Source organism: Lacticaseibacillus saniviri JCM 17471 = DSM 24301 (assembly GCF_001311785.1).
In the GTDB taxonomy this organism is placed as follows: domain Bacteria; phylum Bacillota; class Bacilli; order Lactobacillales; family Lactobacillaceae; genus Lacticaseibacillus; species Lacticaseibacillus saniviri.
Map to the genome: position 1 here is coordinate 1 of NZ_BBBX01000022.1, position 21,368 is coordinate 21,368.

Sequence of the window (21,368 nt, forward strand, 5' to 3'; positions counted from 1 at the left end):
TTTTGTTCACTGCCTGATTAGAACTTTTGCCAAACTTCGTTGACGAGATCGCCATCGTAGGGCTGGCCGTCTGTTAATACGGTACTGCCATCGTAACCAGTATAGCCGTAGTAGGTTTCCTTTTCACCATTACTCCATGTGACGACAATGGCCACGTTTGCGGTAATCGTCTTGGTGTCGTTGGAATCGGAAGAAACATCATACGAGAGAATACCACCTTGTGAAGAAGGTTGGATGTAGGCCGTTCCGCTGAAGGTTGTGCCATCCGAATTGTTTTGGATCACAGAGCCATCACTAGAGATGTTGAGGCCGCTTTGGATGCGGTCATCATTCGTGTTGTAGAAGAAGTAGTGTCCGGTGTATTTGCCATAGCCACTAAAGGAATTGTTGGTGGTTGGCGCTGGTGCAGCAGCTTGTTTGCTACTGCCATTGTTGCTCTTGGCTGCCGCACTGCTGCTTGAGGCTGCATTTTTCTTCAAGAGGAATTGGTCATTACTCTTTTGAAGATCGAAGTACTCTGTCTTGATGGTGGCATAGGCTTTCTCGCTGAGGTCGGTAATGTCGATCTGGTTCAAGGCCTTGTTTGATGCCTTGTATTGGCCATCTTGGTTGAGGCTGCGAGCGGTTTTGATAATACCGTTGTATTCGGCGAGTTTCGCTGGTTCTGAGCTAGACTTGGCCGAAGCGGCGGCTGGGGCACTTGATTGTGAAGATTGGCTGCTGTTACCCATTTGGCAGCCCGCCAAACCGATACTCGTGAGCAGAATACCCGCTGTGAGCAAGACATGTGTCGTGATTTTCATAATTGAACACTCCTGATCCAAAGAATTTATGTTGATAATATTACAATATGTAAGCATGCTTATTCTATCATTATTTGTATTAATAATCATCGTTATTACGCTGAATTGGCGCGTGTTATGCCGACAATCAAAAAGCAGTCAACCTCCTGTAGAAGAAGGAAGACTGCTTTTATCAAATAGAAGCTTTTTTATTGTTACGAGTCATGCTGGCTAGACGTGTACAGAAGATCTTCTTATTGCCTTTGATACGCGCGACGACATCTTCGCAGGCAGCGATGATTTCGGGTGCGTGCGGCATGTCTTTGTAGAAGACGGGTGAGTAGTTGGGATCGCGGGGCTTAAACTTGTTGACGCCATAGGCAATGCTATTGGCGGGGATATCTTTGGTGATGATGGCACCCGTGCCGATGAGCGTGTTGTCACCGATGATGATGGGGCCAACAACCTTGGCGCCATCCGCGATAATCACGTTCTTGCCAATCACGGGGTTACCGAGATGTTCCCATTCATGACTGGTGTGGTTGTAGGTTTGATTCGCGCCGATGGTGACGTTTTGAAAAATCACAACACCTTCGCTAATCATTGACGCAGCAATCGTGCAGCCCTTGCCGTTGTGTGCGAACTGGACGCTGGGATCGAGGTGCAGACAATTGATTTCGAAGTTGTAATGACTCTGCAATTGCTCTGCGGCTAAGCGTTGTGCCGCGGTATCGGTAGAGAAACAGGTGATTTGAAGTAGTGTTTTGAAGTCTGGCATAAGAGAAAACCTCCATTAATGAAATGAAACCAGGACGCGTCCACGACTGTGTGTTTCTTGGACGAAGTGTTGCGCGTGTTTGATTTCAGTGACGGGAAAAATACGACCGACTGGGGCGGTCAATTGCTTGGTGGCAAGTTGTTGAATCAAGGCCCGATATTGTTCAGCATTGAATTCTTCGTGAACGAATTGGAATGGCACCGTGGTCTGATAGTGCATCAGTGCGATGGATACAATTGTGGGTTGTGCGATATGAGTCAGCAAGGCCTCGATGAGTGCAGTGCTGCCAGCGATGTCGACAATCACGGCCCGGTTCAGTTGTGGCAAGGTGGTTGAGGTGTTGTGCGCCTGATTGGGGAATTGTTGTTCAAAGTAAGTTGCACTCGATGGCGAGACAATGGGCCAGACCTTGGCTTTGAAATCAGCCTCATGGGCGAGAAGCTGCAAGAGGTATTGGCCGATTACCGAATTGGCCCCCGTGATGACGATGTTATCTGTGCCATGCGCAGTCGCGTTCATGATTGCATCTAGTAGAACATACGGCGTTGCGGTGAGCGTTGTGGCGCTTTTGTTGTCGACCGCATCGGGGAGTGGAAAGAGCCAATCGGGGTTCTCAGAGACGAGATAGTCGCTGTAACTGCCGGTGGGGTGCATGACCAGCACGCGACGATTGCGCAGGGCTTGATCCCGATTCTCACCGACTGCGACAACCGTTCCAGTGCCGCTGTAGCCGATGGTGCGTGGGAGTTGTGCCAGCGCTTCTTGCGTGGCGTTGGGATTGGATTCACGTTTGATGTCGGTGGGTGAGATGGGAACGAGATCCATCTCGACTATGACGCCATTTGCGGTGAGCGTGGGCTTGTCGATTTGGGTCAGTTCGAGGCCATCGATCCCGTTAAAATTAGTTTGTAAGACAGTTTGCATGATGTGCTCCTTAATTATCGATGAAATATCGCGTGCAGGCAGGTCGACACTGCACCGGCGATTGCTGAATACACTGCGTACTATACACGCAAATTAGCTTAAGTCAACACATTGTTATATTTTATATACAAAGTGTATTTATAATAGTGGCGCTTTTGACGCTGTGTGTTACACTAATCGGAACGAGACTTCATAAGGAGCGAGACAGATGCCAACATCAAAACGTGCACCACGTAAGACAGCCAAAGAATTGAATGCCAATATTTTGCGGCCGCCATTGCGATTTTGAACACAGATGGCTATGAGCAGGTCACCTTCAATAATGTTGCCCAGCGTGCGGGAACCAGTCGCGCGGTCTTGTATCGACACTGGCAGTCGGTGTTTGAACTTCTGCTGGATGCGCAGGATTACTTTGATGACGAAGAAATCGCTACGTTTGACGACTTGGACTTTGCGGGCCATAGCTTACGTGACAATCTGATCAGTAGCCTGTCGCATTTTGATGGCTCACAGCCCTTCCTGCGCGCGCTATTGATTGAGCTAGGGCAAAATAATCCGGTTGTGCACCGATATTTTGATCAGCTACACAAACAGCAGCTCTACATCATGGAACGGATGCTGAGTGAGGCGCAGTTGGCGGGTGAAATCAAACACACGGTGACCGACAATATCAAACTACTACCGTTTGATCAGATGTTGTATCAAGCTATGGTCGATCAACAGCCAGTGACACCAATGTTCATTGAAACCATGGTGGACACGATTGTGCTGCCAGCGATTATGGCGCAACAGGGCGAATGAGACGAAGTGAACACAAAAAATGCCACCAGAATCGGCTGATTCTGGTGGCATTTTACATTGATGGCATGTGCTTAATGGAATTGCATCCCACCGTCGACTTCGAGTGTTTGCCCCGTCATATAGTCGGAGTCTGGACCAGCCAGAAAGGCAACGGCATTAGCAACGTCTGATGGTTGAGACAAACGTCCGAGGGCAATATCTTTGGCGAAGGTCTGCATGCCCCAGTCATCGTCCTTACCTGCGTTTTGGCCGACTTCATGCGCAATATTACGCATCATCGGTGTATCAACGATGCCGGGAGCAAAAGCGTTAACGGTAATATTTTCAGCAGCCAAGTCACGTGCTGCGACTTGTGTGATGCCACGCACAGCAAACTTGGTGCCACTATACAGTGCTAGGTTTGGATTACCAACAACACCTGCTTGTGAGGTCGCGTTAATGATCTTGCCGCCGTGATTGAACTTCTTGAACTGTTCGTGGGCCGCTTGAATCCCCCACAGCACACCACCGACATTGACGTGATAGACGGTATCGAATTGTTCGAGCGTAATCGTGTCAATCGGGGTTGTGGGGCCGAGGCCTGCATTGTTGATCAAAACATCGAAACCGTCAAATTCATCGGCAACTTTTCGTACAGCGTCAAAAACACTGTCCCGGTCAGCCACATCCACCTCAACTGCTAATGCCTGGCCACCGCCCGCGTTAATCGTATCCGCAACTTTCTTTGCATTATCTAACTTGAGATCCGCGACACCCACCGCGAAACCATCTTTTGCCAGTCTTGTTACGATTGCTTTACCGATTCCTTGTGCCCCACCGGTAACCATTGCCACTTTGTCATCATTGCGCCTCCTCTATTTGCGCAAATGATACCGCTTCCGCAATTGGAAGTAAAGCATTCGCTCCCACGTGTTATTTATTTGGATGAGGCACTGTGATTTTGTGATAAAGCGCGAAATCTCACTTGTTCTGATGCTAGAAAAAAGTCACACAAAAGCTTGCTCTGGAGTGCACTCAAGGGTATATGCTCTATATATTCAAAACGAAATGAACGAATGAGGAGCTAACTATTTTGGAAATTATTGAAGCGATTCATGCACGGCATTCAACGCGTGCCTTTAAAGATACCCCGGTGCCGGTTGAAACGCTGACAGACATTGTTCGTGATGCGCAACAAACACCGTCATGGGGCAACTCACAGTCGTGGCAAGTGGCGATTGCAACCGGTGCAACATTGGAACGGATTAAGCAGGGATTTGCGGATGCCACTCAAACCGGACTCACTGAGAACGCGGATCTCTCTAAGGTCCATCGCGGTGATTTCTCTGCCTTTGCTAACCAGAATATGGGTCACTGGGTCGGTACCTTCCACCCAATTATTGAATCGGACCCAACCACCTACTGGGACAGTCGTGGTCACCTGTACCGGGCACCAGCCATTGCCTATCTCCTGCTTGATCAAAGCCCCAACAGTTGGTCAATCTATGATCTGGGTGCTTTTTCGGAGACGTTGATGCTGGCCGCAACAGGCCGTGGCGTGCAATCCCTCGCTTCCTATGATTGGTGAAGTACCCTGACATCATTCGTGAAGCGATTGGCTTGCCCAACAAGAAGTTTGTGGCGATGGGAGTCGCGCTTGGCTATGAGAAGCCAGAGAAAACCTTGAATCAGTTCCGCACAGATCGCGTTCCGGTCGATCAGATTTTGACAATTGCCGATTAACGCGTGGCAAAGGAGATGGCAAGATGAACATTAAAACAGTTGCTGACACGTTGGATTTGACGATTGATACGATTCGTTATTACGAGCGCATCGGCGTTGTGCCACCGGTTCAGCGTGATAAGAACGGTTATCGCGACTATCAGGTCGGTGATATCAATCGCTTGTTTGTGGCCAAGGTATTGCGCAACGCAGGCCTATCGATTGAATCATTGGTTGAATACGCCGCTTTGGAGCAGGTTTCAGACAATCCACTGGCAGCACAAAAAGAATTGCTGCAGGAGCAACTCGATCGGCTTAATCTCAAACTGAAAGAGATTGAGCGGACCCGCGATTTGCTTCAGTACAAGGTCGATACGTTCGATGAACGGATGGATCAGCGGAATCGCAAAGATATCGAAGTCGAAAAATTATGGGAGACCTACCACTTGTAGTCGTCGGAAAACACTCAAAAACGAAAGAGGTTATACAACATGAAAGCAATCGCAATTAAACAATTTGGTGCTGCTAACGAATTAACTGAAATGGACCTACCCGCATTAACCGTTAAGTCTGATGAAATTAAGGTTGAAACACACGCCTTCAGTATCAACCCGATGGATATTGCGGGTCGCGCAGGCTACTTGAGTTCACCATTTAATGATCAATGGTCTTTCCCAATTGTCTTAGGCTATGATTTTGCCGGTGTCGTGGCAGAAGTTGGTTCAGATGTGACAGACTACAAGGTTGGTGATCGTGTCTTTGGCCAAGCACCCACAACGCGTCCTGGTAACAACGGCGCCTACAGTGAAGAAGTCGTTGTCACATCTGATTTGATTGCGCCTATGCCAGAAGGATTATCATTTGATCAAGCTGCTGCCTTACCAATCGCCGGCTTAACAGCTTACTGCGCCATTGTGACGAATCTCAATGTGCAACCGGGTCAAAAGGTTTTGGTTCAAGGCGGTGCTGGTGGTGTTGGCTTGTTCGCCGTTCAGATTGCTAAGGCCCGTGGCGCATATGTCGCAACCACAGCGAGTCCATCGCATTCCGAATTGTTGCAGTCTCTGGGTGTGGATGAAGTGATTGATTATCACAAGACCTCACCTGCTGATATTCTCAAGGACTATGATGCTGTCTTTGATACCGTTGGCGATATCGACACGGGGTTGAAGGTCTTGAAGGCTGACGGCAAGTTAGTGACGGTTGCCGCTCAACCCACACCTGAGCAACAGAACCACTTGCAACAACAAGTGATGTTCCAGTTCACTAACGGCACACCGGCTGATCTGACAACGCTAGCTAACTATGTTCTGGATGGCAAAATCAAATTAACCATGGCCACCAAGCCTTTCTCTGCTGCTGACGTGATTGAGGCCCACAAAGAAATTGAAGGCCACCACGTGACGGGTAAAATCGTGATTCACGTCGAAGACTAGCGAGATTTTCTAAAAACCACAAAAATAACCTGTGACACCCCAAAAGGTGATGTCACAGGTTATTTTTGTGGGGTTATTGTGCAACAGGTTCTGTTGGTAAGTGCATGCCCTTCCAGCCTTCAAGCGCGCTGGAGAGTTCGAATGCTTTGAAGCCAGCTGATAATAAGATAAATAGTGCCATCTTGCCCAGTGTGGTGCCGGCTGTCCAGTCGTATACGACATAGGTTTTGTCTTTGTCGAGGGTATCGAGTTGTTGTGCCAAGTCCTTGGCAGGTAAAGCAATCGCGCCCTTAATCTGGTCTTGCTTGATTTGTGCGGGGGCATTGCGGACATCCAGAATCACATAAGCTGAGTCGGGTTTATCCATTTCTGCCATCACGGTTTGGTGGTCAATGTAGAGACTGAGATAAGTTTCGAGAAATTCGATTTTTTAGTTTCCATGTGGCTGCTCCATTTCATTTTTACGGCTTGTGTACCGTGCTTTAACTTGTCTAAGAGGATCGTAAATTGTTGGATATCTTCAGGGGTCAGGTAATGCATCATTTGGGCAATGACATCAAAATTGTGTGGCAGAAAGGTTGTCAGCACTTGGTTGCCCGCCTCGGTGAGTTGCACCAAGGATGACCGTTTGTCAGTGGGCGAGGTGGTTTTAACGACCCATTGCTTTTGTTCGAGTGCCTTCAGTAATTTACTAGCCGTGGCCCGAGTCGCACCGAGTTTATCTGCGATTTCTGATGGGGTTAGTGACCAGTTAGGCGCGTGACTGAGAAACATCATAATCAAGAATCGAGATTCAGAGAGCTCAAATTGTGACAGAACAGCTTCATATTGCTTTTGCATTTCCAGATACGTCCACTGCAAGTCGATGTAGAGTGATGCCGTCTCAGGATTAATGGTGGTGTTTCCTCCTAGAGACAGTGTGAGTCGCTCTTTATCGGGCCGATCCGCAAAGCTGAAATCTTCCAAGAATATTCCCCCCCGTTCAAAAAGTAGTTAGCCGGCTAATTAAATCTACACCTATGGGTAACACGAGTCAACATTAATTTTTTCTGTTGTTCTTGGTTGTGTAATTGCGTAAACTGAAGCTATTAAACTGGGGGAGTAGATGAACATATGATAACAACAGACTTACTCATTATTGGCGGTAGTGATGCCGGAATTTCAGCAGCGTTAAGAGCACGTGAACTCGATGATCAGGTCAGCATCACTTTGCTGCTAAGCGACGATTTTCCTAATTTTTCAATCTGTGGCATCCCCTATGCATTGAGTGGTGAAGTGACCGATTGGCATCATTTGGCGCATCGCACGCGCAGTGATTTGGAAGCCTATCACATTGCCTTTCATTCCAATACTGTGGCGGATAAGATTGATTCAGAGGCGCATCAAGTACTAGCACACAATTCAGATGGCAGCCAAGTATTCGCGTATCAGAAATTATTAGTGGCAACGGGCGCACGTCCCAAGTCGCTGGGAGTCACGGCACCAACTGCAGCGACACATGTTCTGCGGACCATGGCGGATTTCTTTGCGATTGAGGATCTGCTGACAACAAATAAGCCGGAGCGTGTTGCGATTGTTGGGGCCGGCTATGTCGGATTGGAAGTGACAGAAGCACTGATAAAGCGCGGGATTGCAGTGACCATGATTCAACGCGGCCAAGAAGTATTGTCGACGGTCGATTCAGCTATGGGCCAAGAGGTGCACCATGTTTTGAGTGCACATGGCGTGGCTGTTCTGACTGATCAGACTGTCACTGAAATTAAGTCAGCGAAGAAAGGTTACATGGTGACAACATCCGCTGATGAAACAATTCATGCTGATCTGATTTTGGTCGTCATTGGCGTTGTTCCCAACAGTCAACTATTGGCACAAGCGGGGGCGCAACTGGATGCGGCCACCCGTGCCGTGAAGGTGGATGATGCGATGCGGACATCGTTGCCAGATATTTATGCAGCGGGGGACTTGGTGCTGACAAAGCATCGCCTGCTGGGTAATACCTATTTGCCATTAGGCACAACGGCACATAAACAGGGCCGCATTGCCGGTGCGACTATGCTTGGTCGATCAGCTGTTTTTCAAGGCGTTCTTGGATCGCAAGTGGTGACGGTTTTGGTTTGGTGACGGCGCGGACAGGCCTGACAGAAGCCGAAGCGCGAACAGCAGGATTTGACCCCGTTGTGAGCACATCATACGTTGATGATCATAAGGCGTATTACCCAAATGCACACCAAATCACAATTCGCCTGATTGCAGATCGACAATCAGGTCAGTTGCTCGGTGCCCAATTGATGGGGCAAGCGACAAGTGAAGTTGCCAAACGCACCGATATTTTGCGACGGCCATCTATCATCACATGACTGTTGCGGAATTCAGCGATTTGGACCTAACCTACTCCCCTGTTGTAGGGTCACCTTGGGATGCGGTTCAATTGGCGGCACAGGCACTCGAACGTCAGCTATAAAAAAAGTGCAATGAAGGCAATCGCTCGCATTTCATGGCTAAACGACTACAATGAAAGTGAAAACAATCACACCGCCTAACCGACGGAAAAAGGGGTGTATCGTATGGCTACTTTTGTTGCTTATTCGAACGATGAAATTTTGGCGGACCTGAAGCAGAATGTTGCACCAGACAAGGTGTTGACCGATCTCGCTGATCTGCAAAAACACGAAAATGATGCCTACGGGGTCAATACGGCGACCGGGTTACCACTGGCGTTTATCAAGGCCACCAGTGTTGCTGATATTCAGGGTGTGCTCAAGACAGCACGTAAGTTCCATATTCCGGTGGTGCCGCAAACTACAGCCACCAGTACGGTGTCAGGCTCTGATGCCATCGCGAATAGTTTATTTGTCGACCGCGTCCATGAATCATATCAAGACAATTGATGTCGCAGATCAACTGGCCGTGGTTGAACCCGGTGTCATCAATCAGACACTGGATACCGAAGCCCGGAAGCAAGGCATGTTTTATGCCCCAGATCCCGGTTCCAAAAAGATTTCATCGATTGGCGGTAATGCCGCGACAAACGCTGGTGGGATGAGTACCGTTCGCTATGGTGCCACCAAGGATTCGATTCTGGGCTTAAAGGTTGTGTTAGCGGATGGCCGCGAAATTAAAGTGGGCTCACAGTCATTGAAACAAGCATTCGGCTACAACCTCACTCAGCTGTTTGTCGGCTCAGAAGGAACGCTCGGCATCATCACCGAAATCACGGTGCGCTTGTTCCCAATTCCACTGGGCGACGCGATTACCGGTATGGCCTTCTTCAAGGACATGTCGACATTGGCTCAAGCGGTCAATGAAATTCGGGCGTCGGGGACCTATCCAACTATGCTCGAGGCGCTGGATGCGGATACCGTTGAAGCGCTGGATCGCTACGAGAAGACACACTATGCACAAAATAGTGGCGCCATGCTCATTTTGAAACTGGATAGCAGCACGGATGCAGCGCTCAAAGTGATCGAGGACATCCTCAATAAGTACGGCGCACAAAACTTGCAGCTGACCACGGATGCCGATGAATCAGAGACCATCATGCAGTTGCGGCGGGATATGCTGCCAGCCATCTTTGCCAACGGCCAACACGTCATGGAAGACATGGCGGTGCCGCTGTCCAAATTGGCTGAATTGATGGATTACATCAAGCAGGTTGCCGCTGATTTGAACCTAGAAATCTATACAGCTGGACACGCGGGTGATGGTAATGTGCACCCAACGATTATCTGGCCAGAAGATCAACCTGATATTCCAGAAAATGTACAACTGGGACTGCAACGCATGTTCCGCAAGACATTGGAATTGGGTGGCACCATTTCGGGTGAACACGCGGTTGGTGTGCTCAAGAATCAATGGAACAACGAGGAATTGGGCGAAGATGTCGATATGTTGCAACATCAAATCAAGGCTGTGTTTGACCCCATGAATATCCTGAATCCAAAGCGCAAGATTAACTAAGTATAGGTAAAAATAGAGGCATCGACGAAACGCCGAGCCTCTTTTTTGTGGTACATCCGCTTTATACAACTGAGAATTATGCCTGTGAACATCACATGAGAAACACACAGGCGTAATTGAGTCACCGCGAAAATAAACAGTTTAGCGAAATACAGGAGCGAATTAGCAAATTAAAATAAAATTGACACAACATAACACGAATGATTTAATGAAAGCGTAATTATTCACAAATGAGGTGTTGAGATGAATCGTAAATGGACCCAACCTGAACAAATGCTCTTGCGCATGACAAATGATTTTACGGACAATGAAATTGCACCATTGATTTGCAAATTGACCATGAGGGTAAATTGCCTGCAGGTCTCTTTGATAAATTAGTGAATACTGGTTTTTGACAATGATGTTACCTGAAGAATTTGGTGGTGCCGGGTTTGGTCCTGAAATCACGGCTGCAGTCATTGAACGTATTGCTCAAGGGAATGCAAGTGTTGCTGTGACGCTTGAAGGACACTTCAAAACGCTGGATCAATTTCTTAAGTACGGGACATCCGCACTTAAAGCAAAGTATTTTCCAACGGCAGGTGAGCGAATTTTTGCCTTTTCGATGACTGAAGCAAGTGGTGGCTCAAATCCGATGGGAATTCAGACAACAGCTGTGCGTCAAGGTGATGGCTGGTTGTTAAACGGCAACAAGGTGATGATCACAAATGGTGGTTTGGCAGAAGTCTACGCTGTCTTGGCTAAGACCGCGCCGGATGAATTGTCAGTTTTTGTCGTTGATAAGGACATGCCCGGATTTCAATTTGGGAAGCAAGAAGATTTTATTGGCTTACGGGGGACACCAGTTGGCGAAATTGTGCTGACCGATGTTTATGTCCCTGCAGATAATCTACTGGGCAAGGTTGGTGACGGACCAATGCTAGGGGACTCGGCACACGATGATGCCCGGATTCTGATGGGCGCCGTTTTAAGTGGCATTATGACACATGCACTCAACCTTTCTGTGACTTATGCGAAGGAACGCAAAGCGCTAGATGTGCCGATTGGTCAGTTACAAATCATTCAACACAAACTGGCAAATATTGCCATGAGTCGCGACACAACCCAATTATTATATGAACGAGCTGCTTATTTGAAAGCCACTCAGCAACCGTATAGTGAAGCTGCAACGATGACTAAGGCTTACGGATCGAGAACAGCGGTCGCAGCCGGTGACGATGCACTTCAGATTTACGGTGGTTATGGGTACAGTCGTGAATACCCACTAGCACACTTGATTGCTGATGCGCGGGCGCTCGAAATTGCCGAAGGTACAGTAGAAAAGATGGAAAGTGCAATTGCGTTAGCCGAGTTAGGAAAAGCGTGATTTAACGGCCGAACGAGGAGGATTTTGATGAAGATTGTCGTATGTATTAAGCAAGTTCCGGATAATAATAATGTGAAGTTTGATCCCCATACCCATAACTTGGTCCGGACTAATGTGGCCGGCCGAATGAATCCTTTTGATCAAAATGCGATTGAGGCTGCCCTCGATTTGCGTGAAGCAAATGGCGGCGACGTGATTCTACTTTCAATGGGACCAGATAGTACGGTCGAAACCTTACGTGATGGCCTCGCTATGGGGGCTGATGAGGCCTATCTGCTATCATCACGGGCTTTTGCGGGTTCTGACACCCTGGCTACGGGTTATATATTGGCACAGGCTATTCAAAAAAATTGGCGCGGTTGATTTGATTTTATTTGGTCGCCAAGCGGTGGATGCCGATACGGGCCAGGTAGGGCCGATTGTGGCTGAGGAGTTGACGCTACCACAAGCAACTTTTGTGACTAAAATTGCGTCAAGTGATGCCCAACACGTCACTGTGATTCGTGATTTGGATCAAGCATTACAGACCGTTGAACTGACTTTGCCCGCCGTGGCCACTGTCCGCGGTGAGCTCAATCAACCACGTTATGAGACACCAATTAACATTCAAAACAGTTTCAAGAAGCCACTGACCACATGGAATGAAAAGGATTTGGTGCTCGATCAACAGCGGATTGGACAAGCGGGTTCACCAACTATTGTCCGGAAGATTTATGCACCAGAGCCGGTTAATCGTCAGGCAGTTGCATTGCCTGAAGATCCCGATCGTGCAGCAAGTGAATTGCTCAAGATTTTGCAAGCCAATGGATTAATTTAGGGGGGAAACACATGATAAGCAAAGAAGCAGTTTGGATTTTTGCCGAACGAGAGGGTGAGCGGATTGCACCCGTGACCCTGCAATTGATCACTAAGGCTAGAGCGATTGCCAATCAACCGGTAGCAGTAGTTTTGCTAGAAAGCCTGAAAGAACATTTGGAAGATAGTATCGCCGAATATGGCCCAGACGAAATCATTGTGGTTCGTGATGCCGTCTTCGAAAACGCTGCAGATAGCGTGTTTGCTACAGGGTTATTTGAGCTGATTGACCAATACATACCTAATACAGTTTTGTTTGGCGCTACGCCACTAGGACGTTCTGTTGCACCCCGACTGCAGGCAAAGCTTCAGACAGGATTAACTGCAGATTGTTTGGATCTTTACTATGAGCAGGACCTTTTGGTGCAGGTAAAGCCATCTTATGGGGGATAATGTGATGTGTGAAATCACATGTCCTGATCATCGCCCACAAATGGCCTCAGTTCGCCCCAACACGTTTGCAGCAGTCAAGGTTGAAGGCGCTACACCAACGATTGAGACAGTGACCTTGGATATTTCAGCTGCTAAGGATATTACGATTACAGCAACAACACCAAAGGTATCTGCGGCCAACAGCATTGCCACGGCTAGCAAGATTGTGGCATTGGGCCGTGGTGCTAATGATGATGAGTTGGTTGCTGAAGCGCGGCTTATTGCGACGCGACTAGGTGCTGCAGTGGGTGTATCACGACCGCTGACAGATCGACCTGATTTCACCGTTGAACAACAAATTGGACAGAGTGGTACAACAGTCAACCCAGATTTCATTTTGAATGTCGGCATTAGCGGGTCTGTTCAGTACCAAATCGGTATGAGTAATAGTCATTTAATTGTTTCAGTGAATCGCGATAATCAAGCACCCATTATGGCCCAATCCGATTACACTTTCACAGGGGATGCAAAGCAGTTCATGCAAGCACTCAAGAAGGCAGTTCAGGTGTAAACAACAGCATTATTTCACCTGTTTAGAAGCGATTCGATAATAGACAATTACACATTAAAGGCGTTGTGACAAAACCTGATGGTTTGTCACAACGCCTTATTCGTACAACCTATTCAAAATTAAACGTGTCTCAGAAGTGCATTAGTCAGTGCCTGGGCAAAGCCCTCAGGTTTTTGGGCATAGCCTAAATGACCCCCAGGAATCGATGTGATGGGAACACCGATTTCTTTGCCGATGGCTTGATTGACTGTTTGCGGCAAAAAGCCAACGGAATCTGTCCCATTGAGCAGGATAACTTGGTCACGATGCTGGGCAAAGATGTGCCAATCGATGACCTGGCCTGTGTATTGTGCGGATTCATATTCGAGCCAAAAGCGCATGGCCTGCATCTTAGCAGGATCGGGTTTGGAATCGGCAGCAAGGCCCATCATCTGGGCATCAAGTGGTTGGATGTGCATGGTATTCACGAATAGATCCGAAATGGCTTCAAAATGGCCATTGAGTGCTTCTTGTACCAGCGCTCCAGACATCTTTTTGGTTTCACCATCATCATCAAGCACCGTTGTCAGTGGGCTTTCATGAATCGCGACCTTGGCAAAGCGATCAGGTTGACGTTCAAAGGCTTTTGCCGCCACAATCGAACCAGAAGAAGAGCCCATGATGTTAACCGGTTGATTGGGACTGAAGGTGTCAGCTAATGTGAAAATATCATCGACATCGGCATTGATGCGATAATCACTGTCCGGTTGCTTGGCTTCGGCGGGTAGGGGATTGGCGACAACGGTCTGACCATAGCCACGCCGGTCGTAGGTAATGACGGTAAAGTGTGCTTTTAAAATGGCGGCGGTTTGGGTGAAGATATCACCTGTCCCGTTAGCGCCTGGAATGAGGATTAAAACGGGTCCCTCACCCACGCGAGTGACGTTGAGTTGTGAATGATCTGGTGTTTGTACTTGCATGAATGTTCACGTCCTTTTGATTTGATAAGGACAATGATAGCGGCTCAGGAGCTACAAAGGAACAACATATCTGGCGAAATGTGTTGCATCTTAACGTGGCCTGCTGAGCGCTTTATGGTAAATCGCCATTTGTGCAGGTCGAGGTGGTTGGTCTTGTTGCATCCACCAATTGAACAGTGCAATGTGGCCACCGATGAGAAAGGCCGCTTGAACCGCAGGCGGCATATCTGAGGTTTGCTGATTCAACAAACTGGTGTAGCGCTTGGCGACCGTTTCTTGTAGCGCAGTGACAAAATCCGTCCAGCGTCTGCTGCCAAGAAAAGCTTGCAATAAGATTCGGTTGTCGGTTGCGTACTGATAGAACTGGGTGAAATCTAGCACGGCGGCCTGTGGTTGGGGAAACTGTTGCGTGATTTCGCTGAGCATGGTGTCTGCTAACCAATCCAAGAAGTCGTTGATATCCAGAAAGTGGCGATAGAATGTCGAGCGATTCACGTCAGCTTTTCGGACAATATCTTGCACCGTAATCTGATCGAGTGGTCGGGTCAGTAGTAGTGCCGCAAAGGCGGTTTTGAATCGAATTAAACTGGTCGTTGCTGAGTGAGGCATGTGCCGACGTCCTTTCATGGTTTTAATGTCAGTATACGGTAAATTTTCATAAAAATACCCCCCAACTGTTAAACGATACCGTTTGACAGTTAGGGGGTATTTCGAATTTTTAGACCGTTTTTTGATTGCTAGGCAGCGCCTTTACTGCGCAACCAGAGTGCCTTAATCCCTGAAATCACAAAGGTTGGAATGGCAGGGAAGAAGATCACGTACAAGTAGCAGATTGGTGGCAGTGGTGCGGTTCCCATCACGGTGTTGAAGAATGGAATCATCGTCACCAGGATGGAGCTTGTCGCTGCAAATCCGACCGCGAGAAGCAAGCGACCGTTATCAAACGGATTGCGGTGGAAAATAGTCTTGTTGCTGCGGGCATCAAAGGCATGCCAGAGCTGACCGAATACCAGCGTCAAGAAGGCAACGGTTTGTGCCATCGGTAGGGTGTAGCCGGCGTTTGCGGCCCATAAGAAGGAGGCAAACACCACGGCCGCCATGACAATCCCGCGTAAGGCGATACGACCGACCATGCCCTTGAGAATGCTCTCGTGCACATCGCGCGGTGGTTGTTGCATGAGGTCGGCTTCCGGCTTGTCATACCCCAGCGCGAAACTCGGCAGTGAGTCGGAGATCATGTTGACCCACAATACCATCAGCGCACTGAGAATCGGCGCGGTAGAAGGCACTTTACCGATATCACTCAGGATAAAGATGGCTCCGAATAACAAGGTCAAGACTTCAGCCACATTGGTAATCAGCTCCTGGCGCATGAAGTTGCGGATGTTACCAAAAATGGTGCGCCCCGCTTCGACAGAGTTGGTGATGGTTGTGAACTTGTCATCCAACAGAATCAAATCCGCAGCATCTTTGGTCACGGCGGTCCCATTGATTCCCATTGCAATCCCAATATCGGCGGCGCGTAACGCAGGTGCGTCGTTGATACCATCGCCGGTCATCGCGACAACGGCCTTGTGCGCTTGTAACGCCTGAACGATACGTTGCTTGTGCTCAGGTGAGACTCGGGCGTAACGCGGGTGGTGAGCACGTGATCGCGCAATTGGGCGTCACTCATTTGGTCTAACATTGGGCCATCGATGACTTCAGCATCGTTATCTTGGATGATTCCGAGGCGTAGGGCAATGGCCTTTGCGGTTGCGGCGTGATCCCCGGTAATCATAATGACCGCAATTCCGGCGTGCCGCAGGGTGGCAACACTCTGTTTGACTTCAGGACGCGGTGGATCGATAATGCCGGCGATGCCGAGTAAAGTCAGCTGCTGCTCGAGCTCTTCCATTGACCCGTTTTGTGCCAAGTCCTCATCAATGGTACGGCATGTGACGGCCAGTGTCCGCAGCGCTTGTTCAGCGAACTCGAGAATTTTGGCTTCGATTTCGTCTTTCTTCTCAGCCAACGGTACGAATTGATCGTGGTCCAAAACATTGTCGGTGACGCGCAACACCACGCGGTGCACCCTTGGTCAGCCACTTGATACCCATCTTCGCTGTGGATAACAACGGACATCAGCTTACGTGTGCTATCGAACGGCAGGACACGGATGATTTCATAGCCATTGTTTTGCAGCTGATCGCGGTCGAATTCTGCTTTGTGACCCAAGACCGTCAAGGAAACATCGGTTGGATTCCCGTATGGGACATAGTGGCCTTGTTCATCTTGGTGGACGCTGGCCTCATTGTTCAAGACGGCGCTGCGCACGAAGCCGGTATAGTCGGGTGTATCGTTATCGTCGACGGGAGAGATGTCTCCGGCAGGCGCGTACCCGCTCCCTTCAACGCTGAAGGTGGCACCGTTGGCGTAAAAAACGCGTGACCGTCATTTGATTTTTGGTCAACGTTCCAGTTTTATCTGAAGCGATAAAATTGGTGGCGCCCAGTGTTTCAACACTGTTTAACGTTTTGACCAAGCCACGATTCTTGGCGAGGGTGGCTGCCCCAATAGTCAGCACGATCGATAACACGACCGGCAGTGCGTCAGGAATGGCGGCAACCGCGATGGCAATCGATGGTGACAGTGAGTTAATGAAGGCATCAAATGAGATACCGCCATTTTCAACGTAGGTTTGATCAGTTCAACCGCGAGTGTGAAGAAGACCAAGCTGATGGCAATGCGCATCAAGACTTTGGTCAAGCGGGCAACGGCGCGTTCGATCGGTGTGCGTTGATCAGGAACTTGATCGAGCAGTGTTGCGATGTGACCGAGTTCGGTATCCATACCGGTTCCAGTGACAACCGCGATAGCATTCCCATGGGTCACCATCGAGCCCGAGTAACCCATGTTGGTGCGATCGCCAAGTGGCACGTCTTCATCGAGCGCATGTGTCTGTTTATTAATCGGTTCTGCTTCACCGGTCAAATGTGCTTCATTGACTTGTAATTCAGAGACACTCAAGAAACGCACATCGGCTTCAATGAAGTCACCGGTGTTGACGCAGATGATGTCCCCGGGTACCAGTTGGGCGGCAGGCACTTCTTCCCAATCCTGGTCCCGCATGACGTTTGCGGTACGCTCAGTCATGCTTTCGAGTGCTTCGAGTGACTTTTGCGTGCTGCGTGCCTGGAAAAAGGCGATACCGGCGTCAAAAGAATCAGCGCAATAATGGCAACTGCTTCATAAATGGCGGCGCGGCCATGTTCAACATCGCCCGTGTTAAAGAAATCATAGCCGGCGTTGAGCAAGGCGAGACCGGCCGCGACAAACAGAATAATGACGAGCGGTTCGGTGAATGTTTTGAGCAACATTTTCCATGCTGGGGTCTGTTCGCCCCGTTGCATTTGATTGGGCCCGTATTCCGTCTGGCGTGCCTCTGCGACTGTCTGTGTGAGCCCAGTCTGTCGGTCGGTATCGAGTGATTTCAATACCTCAGCTTTGTGTGTGCGATATGGTTGTTGCATCAAAGACCCCCTTAATGATCTGGTGCGCGTGACTCGTATCGTAGCAATATTGGAAAAAAGAGCGACAACTTCTCGAGCGTTTCCGATTGGGGAAGCGTTGTTGAAATCATCGCTCAAAAGATCCTGTTATTTAATTCCTATTATTAGCATACCTAAAATGTTATAGACGGTCAAGCAACTCGCATCACACGTGTTAATGCGTGTCGAATAAATAGCTGTTTTCTGAAACTGAATTTGTTAGAATAGAACGAACACATTTAGACGAAAGTACAGGTAGCAGTTATGGAACAGAAACAAAGCCATTTGAAAAAGAAATCGGCTTGTTTGCGGCAATCGCAACCGTCATGGGGACTGTTATTGGGGGCGGGGTTTTCTTCAAAGTCGCCACAGTCGTCGCCGCAACACAGTCTGCGAGTTTAACGTTATTGGTTTGGGTATTGGGTGGCCTGCTGACGTTAGCGGCGGGATTGACCGTCACCGAACTGGCCGCGGCCATTCCGGTGACCGGTGGCGCCGTCAAGTATATCGAATACACGTATGGAAAGTTACCGGCCTTCTTACTGGGTTGGGCGCAAATGATTGTTTATTTCCCGGCCAATATTGCGGCGCTCTCGATTATCTTTGGCACGCAGTGGGTGGCCTTGTTGCACTGGTCGAATAGCGCAATTTTGCCCGTTGCTATTGTGGCAGGCGCTAGTATTACCGGCCTCAACTTCTTGGGTGCCCGCGTTGGTGCACGTGTGCAATCCGTTTCACTCATTTTCAAATTGATTCCCATTGCGCTGATTGTGATTGTTGGGTTACTGGCACCTGCCCATGTCAATTTGCGTGGACAGCACTCACCTCAACGCACCAAACCAGTTTCCTCTCTGCCTTATCAGCAGGGTTAGTGGCGACCATGTTTGCTTATGATGGTTGGCTCGGTGTCGGTGCTATCGCTGGTGAGATGAAGAATCCCAAGCGTGATCTGCCACTCGCGATTGGTGGTGGCCTGATCGCTATCACATTAATCTATGTGTTAATCAATTTGGTTTTCGTGCGCACCTTACCAATCAGCGCCTTATCGGGCAACCTGAATGCGGCAGCGGATGCGGCATTACGAATCTTTGGTGATCTGGGTGGCAAACTCGTCACAATCGGGATTTTGATTTCGGTGTATGGTGCCATCAATGGTTACACGATGACCGGGATGCGCGTGCCATTTGCGATGGCCGAAGAAGATGCGCTGCCATTCAGTCATCTCTTCAAGCGCCTATCACCACATACCTCCGTGCCATATTTTGCCGGTGCGGTGCAGTTTGGGATTGCGCTCATCATGATGCTGCTGGGTAGTTTCGATCTTTTGACAGACATGTTGGTGTTTGTGATGTGGGGTTTTTCCGTCTTACTCTTTATCGCTGTTTTCATCCTGCGCAAAAGAGAACCAGAATTAATGCGGCCATACCGCGTGCCCGGTTATCCTATTATTCCAGCCATTGCCTTGATCGGCGGTATCTTCATTCTGGTGGTCACATTGATGACGCAACCACTGTTGGCCATCATTGGGATTGTGCTCACCGCACTCGGTGTGCCCGTCTATTTGTACCACGCGAAGCATCAGCGCGCGTAACATGATCATTAAAATAAAGGGGCTGTGACAAAACGTAGTTTTGTCACAGCCCCTGTTTCAATTTCCGAACAAATAGATTAATCGTGTGCCAAAGGGTGTTAATCCTCATTCGCATAGCGCCCTTTGTCACAGCTGATTATTTTTATTTTCGTTGGCGCCAGTAATGCAACCCAAATGTTGCCGCAAAGGCGACCAAAACAAAGATGCTGAATAAGGTGTTGGAGATTTCAATGCCGATTGCCGGTAAGCTCAATCCCAGCTTGATTGCGATGAAGGCAATCAGAATATAGGCCATATAAAGCAATTCGGGAATTTTGGCGATTAAGACGATCATCATCTGGGCGACAAAACGCATGGCCAGAATGCCAATCATCCCACCCAACAACACGATAACCGGATTATCATCGATAGCGAGTGCCGTTAGAATGGAGTCGATGGAGAACACCATATCTAACAGAACGATGGCAGCGACGGTTCCCCAAAATGAACGTGGTTTGTCGGGTGTGGTTGTGCTCTGGGCTTTGGGTTGATGCTGTTCATAGAAGAAATGAATCGCCATGTAGAGCAGATAGGCGGCACCGACAGCTTTCACCAGCCAGAACTTGATCAAGAAACTGCCTAAGCCGATGGCGATGAAGCGGAAGATGTAGGAGCCCCAGAGCCCCCACATTAATGCACTCTTTTCTTTTTAGGATCATTCAGGGTGGCAGTTTGAGCCGCTAAGACGACGGCGTTATCGACGGACAGGAGACACTCCATAATCGCAAGTGTCGCCACCGTCACGAGACCGGACCCAGTGAAGAGAGCCTCGTGCCAGTCCGCGGCTTCAAAGAATGGCGCATATAGGTTGATTAGTGTATTAACTTTCGGGACCTTCTTTCCGTATTTCCTACATTATAAAGGATATCACGATCAATTTTCAGAAAAGTTGGCAAAATTATTACAGGTGCTTTTTAGACGAAATTGTGATGCCGGCCACACTTTTTATATCGCTTTTGGATGACTGCCTATAATCGTTTGATAATAGTAAAGAGTGTTTTTCACTTTTTAACTTATATAAAACAGGCAGAGTTTGGTGAAGTAGATTCGACAAATCTGATTTTGTAATAAAAATGAAATTTTGAGCGTGGTCAAATAGGTATAGAATGAATAACGGATGTCCTAGAATTCGAACCATGGAGGAGAAATATGCATATCAGTAAAAAGCATCTCGCATTAGTCACGGGATTACTGTTGGTGATATTGAGTGGCTGTGGTCAGTCCTCAAGTACCGCCAAGGATTCCAGTTCTGCCACATCATCGAGCCAGCATGTGAAGAAGCCGGCCAAAACATCTTCGAGTAGCAAATCGAGTGCAACAAGTAGTAGTGAATCAAGCGTTTCATCTGAAAGTAGCTCTGAGAGTCAACAATCCAGTGCCACTTCAAGCAGTGAATCAGTTGTTAGCAGCAGTTCATCACAACCAGCACAAGCCAGTTCTTCAAGCCAAAACACGGTGAAGGTCACTAATGGTGATCAAGCAGTCGCTGTGCTCAAAGCGGCACAACAAACTGCTTGGGAGAACAAGTTGGTGGGCCATTGGTCTTTGGGTACGTTCAGATGGTGACCGTTCAAGGACAACAGGCTTATCGTGTTGATATCGGCAAGGATAACGGTCGCAGTACTGTGGCGAGTTATGCCGTATTACCAGATGGTCAAGTTGTCTTGATGCAACAATATTAAAATTAATTACTGAGGGGTAATACT

19 protein-coding genes and 6 pseudogenes are annotated in these 21,368 nt (G+C 48.6%); 15 read left to right on the top strand and 10 right to left on the bottom strand.

The genetic code is table 11. From position 1 onward, the window contains the following. Positions 1-17: 17 nt before the first annotated feature. From JCM17471_RS10855 to JCM17471_RS10865, 3 genes are all read right to left on the bottom strand, one after another. Positions 18-803 carry a hypothetical protein gene (locus JCM17471_RS10855; protein WP_054777912.1) on the bottom strand — a complete coding sequence of 262 codons (786 nt, stop codon included), beginning with the start codon at positions 801-803 and terminating at the stop codon, positions 18-20. 172 nt (positions 804-975) lie between these two features. Next, positions 976-1,560 (bottom strand): LbetaH domain-containing protein, encoded by a 585-nt coding sequence (locus JCM17471_RS10860; RefSeq protein WP_082395307.1) that lies wholly within the window; start codon positions 1,558-1,560, stop codon positions 976-978. Between the two features lie 15 nt (positions 1,561-1,575). Continuing rightward, positions 1,576-2,484, bottom strand: a complete 909-nt coding sequence (locus tag JCM17471_RS10865; protein WP_054777913.1) for an MDR/zinc-dependent alcohol dehydrogenase-like family protein — start codon at positions 2,482-2,484, stop codon at positions 1,576-1,578. Between the two features lie 285 nt (positions 2,485-2,769). Here JCM17471_RS10865 and JCM17471_RS10870 point away from each other — a divergent pair, with 285 nt between their 5' ends. After that, a complete protein-coding gene (locus JCM17471_RS10870; RefSeq protein WP_263849490.1) occupies positions 2,770-3,285 on the top strand; it encodes a TetR/AcrR family transcriptional regulator in 516 nt (171 codons plus the stop codon). 71 nt (positions 3,286-3,356) lie between these two features. Here the strand turns inward: JCM17471_RS10870 and JCM17471_RS10875 are convergent, their stop codons facing one another. Then, positions 3,357-4,118 (bottom strand): (S)-acetoin forming diacetyl reductase, encoded by a 762-nt coding sequence (locus JCM17471_RS10875; RefSeq protein ID WP_263849491.1) that lies wholly within the window; start codon positions 4,116-4,118, stop codon positions 3,357-3,359. 239 nt (positions 4,119-4,357) lie between these two features. Here JCM17471_RS10875 and JCM17471_RS10880 point away from each other — a divergent pair, with 239 nt between their 5' ends. The 4 genes from JCM17471_RS10880 to JCM17471_RS10890 are packed head-to-tail and all read left to right on the top strand — an operon-like array spanning position 4,358 to position 6,422. Continuing rightward, on the top strand, positions 4,358-4,852 hold the full coding sequence (locus tag JCM17471_RS10880) for a nitroreductase (protein WP_225354266.1): 495 nt from the start codon (positions 4,358-4,360) through the stop codon (positions 4,850-4,852). After that, positions 4,849-5,007: a nitroreductase family protein gene (locus JCM17471_RS15475; protein WP_225354267.1), complete on the top strand. Its 159-nt coding sequence runs from the start codon at positions 4,849-4,851 to the stop codon at positions 5,005-5,007. Before JCM17471_RS10880 ends, JCM17471_RS15475 begins: the two co-directional genes overlap by 4 nt. A gap of 23 nt (positions 5,008-5,030) precedes the next feature. Further along, on the top strand, positions 5,031-5,438 hold the full coding sequence (locus JCM17471_RS10885; RefSeq protein ID WP_054777916.1) for a MerR family transcriptional regulator: 408 nt from the start codon (positions 5,031-5,033) through the stop codon (positions 5,436-5,438). A gap of 39 nt (positions 5,439-5,477) precedes the next feature. Further along, positions 5,478-6,422 (top strand): NADP-dependent oxidoreductase, encoded by a 945-nt coding sequence (locus JCM17471_RS10890; protein WP_054777917.1) that lies wholly within the window; start codon positions 5,478-5,480, stop codon positions 6,420-6,422. Between the two features lie 73 nt (positions 6,423-6,495). On the opposite strand, the gene JCM17471_RS10895 is transcribed toward JCM17471_RS10890, so the two are convergent. Both JCM17471_RS10895 and JCM17471_RS10900 read right to left on the bottom strand, forming a co-directional pair. Then, entirely contained in the window at positions 6,496-6,798 is a 303-nt protein-coding gene (locus JCM17471_RS10895; protein ID WP_082395313.1) for a rhodanese-like domain-containing protein, read from the bottom strand. Beyond that, positions 6,798-7,388 (bottom strand): MarR family winged helix-turn-helix transcriptional regulator, encoded by a 591-nt coding sequence (locus JCM17471_RS10900; protein WP_082395308.1) that lies wholly within the window; start codon positions 7,386-7,388, stop codon positions 6,798-6,800. The genes JCM17471_RS10895 and JCM17471_RS10900 overlap by 1 nt, the downstream gene beginning before the upstream one ends. 147 nt (positions 7,389-7,535) lie before the next feature. Here JCM17471_RS10900 and JCM17471_RS10905 point away from each other — a divergent pair, with 147 nt between their 5' ends. The 7 genes and pseudogenes from JCM17471_RS10905 (at position 7,536) to JCM17471_RS16655 (ending at position 13,543) form a co-directional block, all read left to right on the top strand. After that, positions 7,536-8,543, top strand: a complete 1,008-nt coding sequence (locus JCM17471_RS10905; RefSeq protein WP_369395869.1) for an NAD(P)/FAD-dependent oxidoreductase — start codon at positions 7,536-7,538, stop codon at positions 8,541-8,543. Further along, positions 8,540-8,779 (top strand): oxidoreductase dimerization domain-containing protein, encoded by a 240-nt coding sequence (locus JCM17471_RS16645; RefSeq protein ID WP_369395870.1) that lies wholly within the window; start codon positions 8,540-8,542, stop codon positions 8,777-8,779. The genes JCM17471_RS10905 and JCM17471_RS16645 overlap by 4 nt, the downstream gene beginning before the upstream one ends. A gap of 207 nt (positions 8,780-8,986) precedes the next feature. Then, positions 8,987-10,379 (top strand): annotated as a pseudogene (locus tag JCM17471_RS10910) (FAD-binding oxidoreductase). Positions 10,380-10,622: 243 nt separating this feature from the next. Beyond that, positions 10,623-11,745 (top strand): annotated as a pseudogene (locus tag JCM17471_RS10915) (acyl-CoA dehydrogenase family protein). A gap of 27 nt (positions 11,746-11,772) precedes the next feature. After that, positions 11,773-12,562, top strand: a pseudogene (locus JCM17471_RS10920) (electron transfer flavoprotein subunit beta/FixA family protein). An 11-nt stretch (positions 12,563-12,573) separates the two neighbouring features. Further along, complete coding sequence (locus JCM17471_RS16650) at positions 12,574-12,993, top strand: electron transfer flavoprotein subunit alpha/FixB family protein (RefSeq protein ID WP_369395871.1); 420 nt, start codon at positions 12,574-12,576, stop codon at positions 12,991-12,993. A gap of 4 nt (positions 12,994-12,997) precedes the next feature. Continuing rightward, on the top strand, positions 12,998-13,543 hold the full coding sequence (locus JCM17471_RS16655; protein WP_369395873.1) for an electron transfer flavoprotein subunit alpha/FixB family protein: 546 nt from the start codon (positions 12,998-13,000) through the stop codon (positions 13,541-13,543). Between the two features lie 119 nt (positions 13,544-13,662). Here JCM17471_RS16655 and JCM17471_RS10930 read toward each other — a convergent pair whose 3' ends face one another. The 3 genes and pseudogenes from JCM17471_RS10930 to JCM17471_RS16245 all read right to left on the bottom strand — a co-directional run bounded on the left by JCM17471_RS10930 (position 13,663) and on the right by JCM17471_RS16245 (position 18,014). After that, on the bottom strand, positions 13,663-14,502 hold the full coding sequence (locus JCM17471_RS10930; RefSeq protein ID WP_054777919.1) for an alpha/beta hydrolase: 840 nt from the start codon (positions 14,500-14,502) through the stop codon (positions 13,663-13,665). A 90-nt stretch (positions 14,503-14,592) separates the two neighbouring features. Continuing rightward, the gene (locus JCM17471_RS10935) at positions 14,593-15,111 is read right to left on the bottom strand and encodes a TetR family transcriptional regulator (protein WP_054777920.1); all 519 of its coding nucleotides are present in this window, start codon (positions 15,109-15,111) and stop codon (positions 14,593-14,595) included. 128 nt (positions 15,112-15,239) lie between these two features. Beyond that, positions 15,240-18,014 (bottom strand): annotated as a pseudogene (locus JCM17471_RS16245) (cation-translocating P-type ATPase). 344 nt (positions 18,015-18,358) lie between these two features. Between JCM17471_RS16245 and JCM17471_RS10965 the strand changes: the two are divergent. After that, positions 18,359-19,623, top strand: a pseudogene (locus JCM17471_RS10965) (APC family permease). Positions 19,624-19,765: 142 nt separating this feature from the next. Here the strand turns inward: JCM17471_RS10965 and JCM17471_RS10970 are convergent. Beyond that, positions 19,766-20,475 (bottom strand): annotated as a pseudogene (locus JCM17471_RS10970) (TerC family protein). Positions 20,476-20,811: 336 nt separating this feature from the next. Here JCM17471_RS10970 and JCM17471_RS10975 point away from each other — a divergent pair. Together JCM17471_RS10975 and JCM17471_RS14210 are read left to right on the top strand one after the other, a co-directional pair. After that, positions 20,812-21,228 carry a hypothetical protein gene (locus tag JCM17471_RS10975; protein ID WP_054777926.1) on the top strand — a complete coding sequence of 139 codons (417 nt, stop codon included), beginning with the start codon at positions 20,812-20,814 and terminating at the stop codon, positions 21,226-21,228. Continuing rightward, positions 21,201-21,344 (top strand): hypothetical protein, encoded by a 144-nt coding sequence (locus tag JCM17471_RS14210; protein ID WP_156321692.1) that lies wholly within the window; start codon positions 21,201-21,203, stop codon positions 21,342-21,344. The genes JCM17471_RS10975 and JCM17471_RS14210 overlap by 28 nt, the downstream gene beginning before the upstream one ends. The last annotated feature ends 24 nt before the right edge of the window (positions 21,345-21,368 follow it).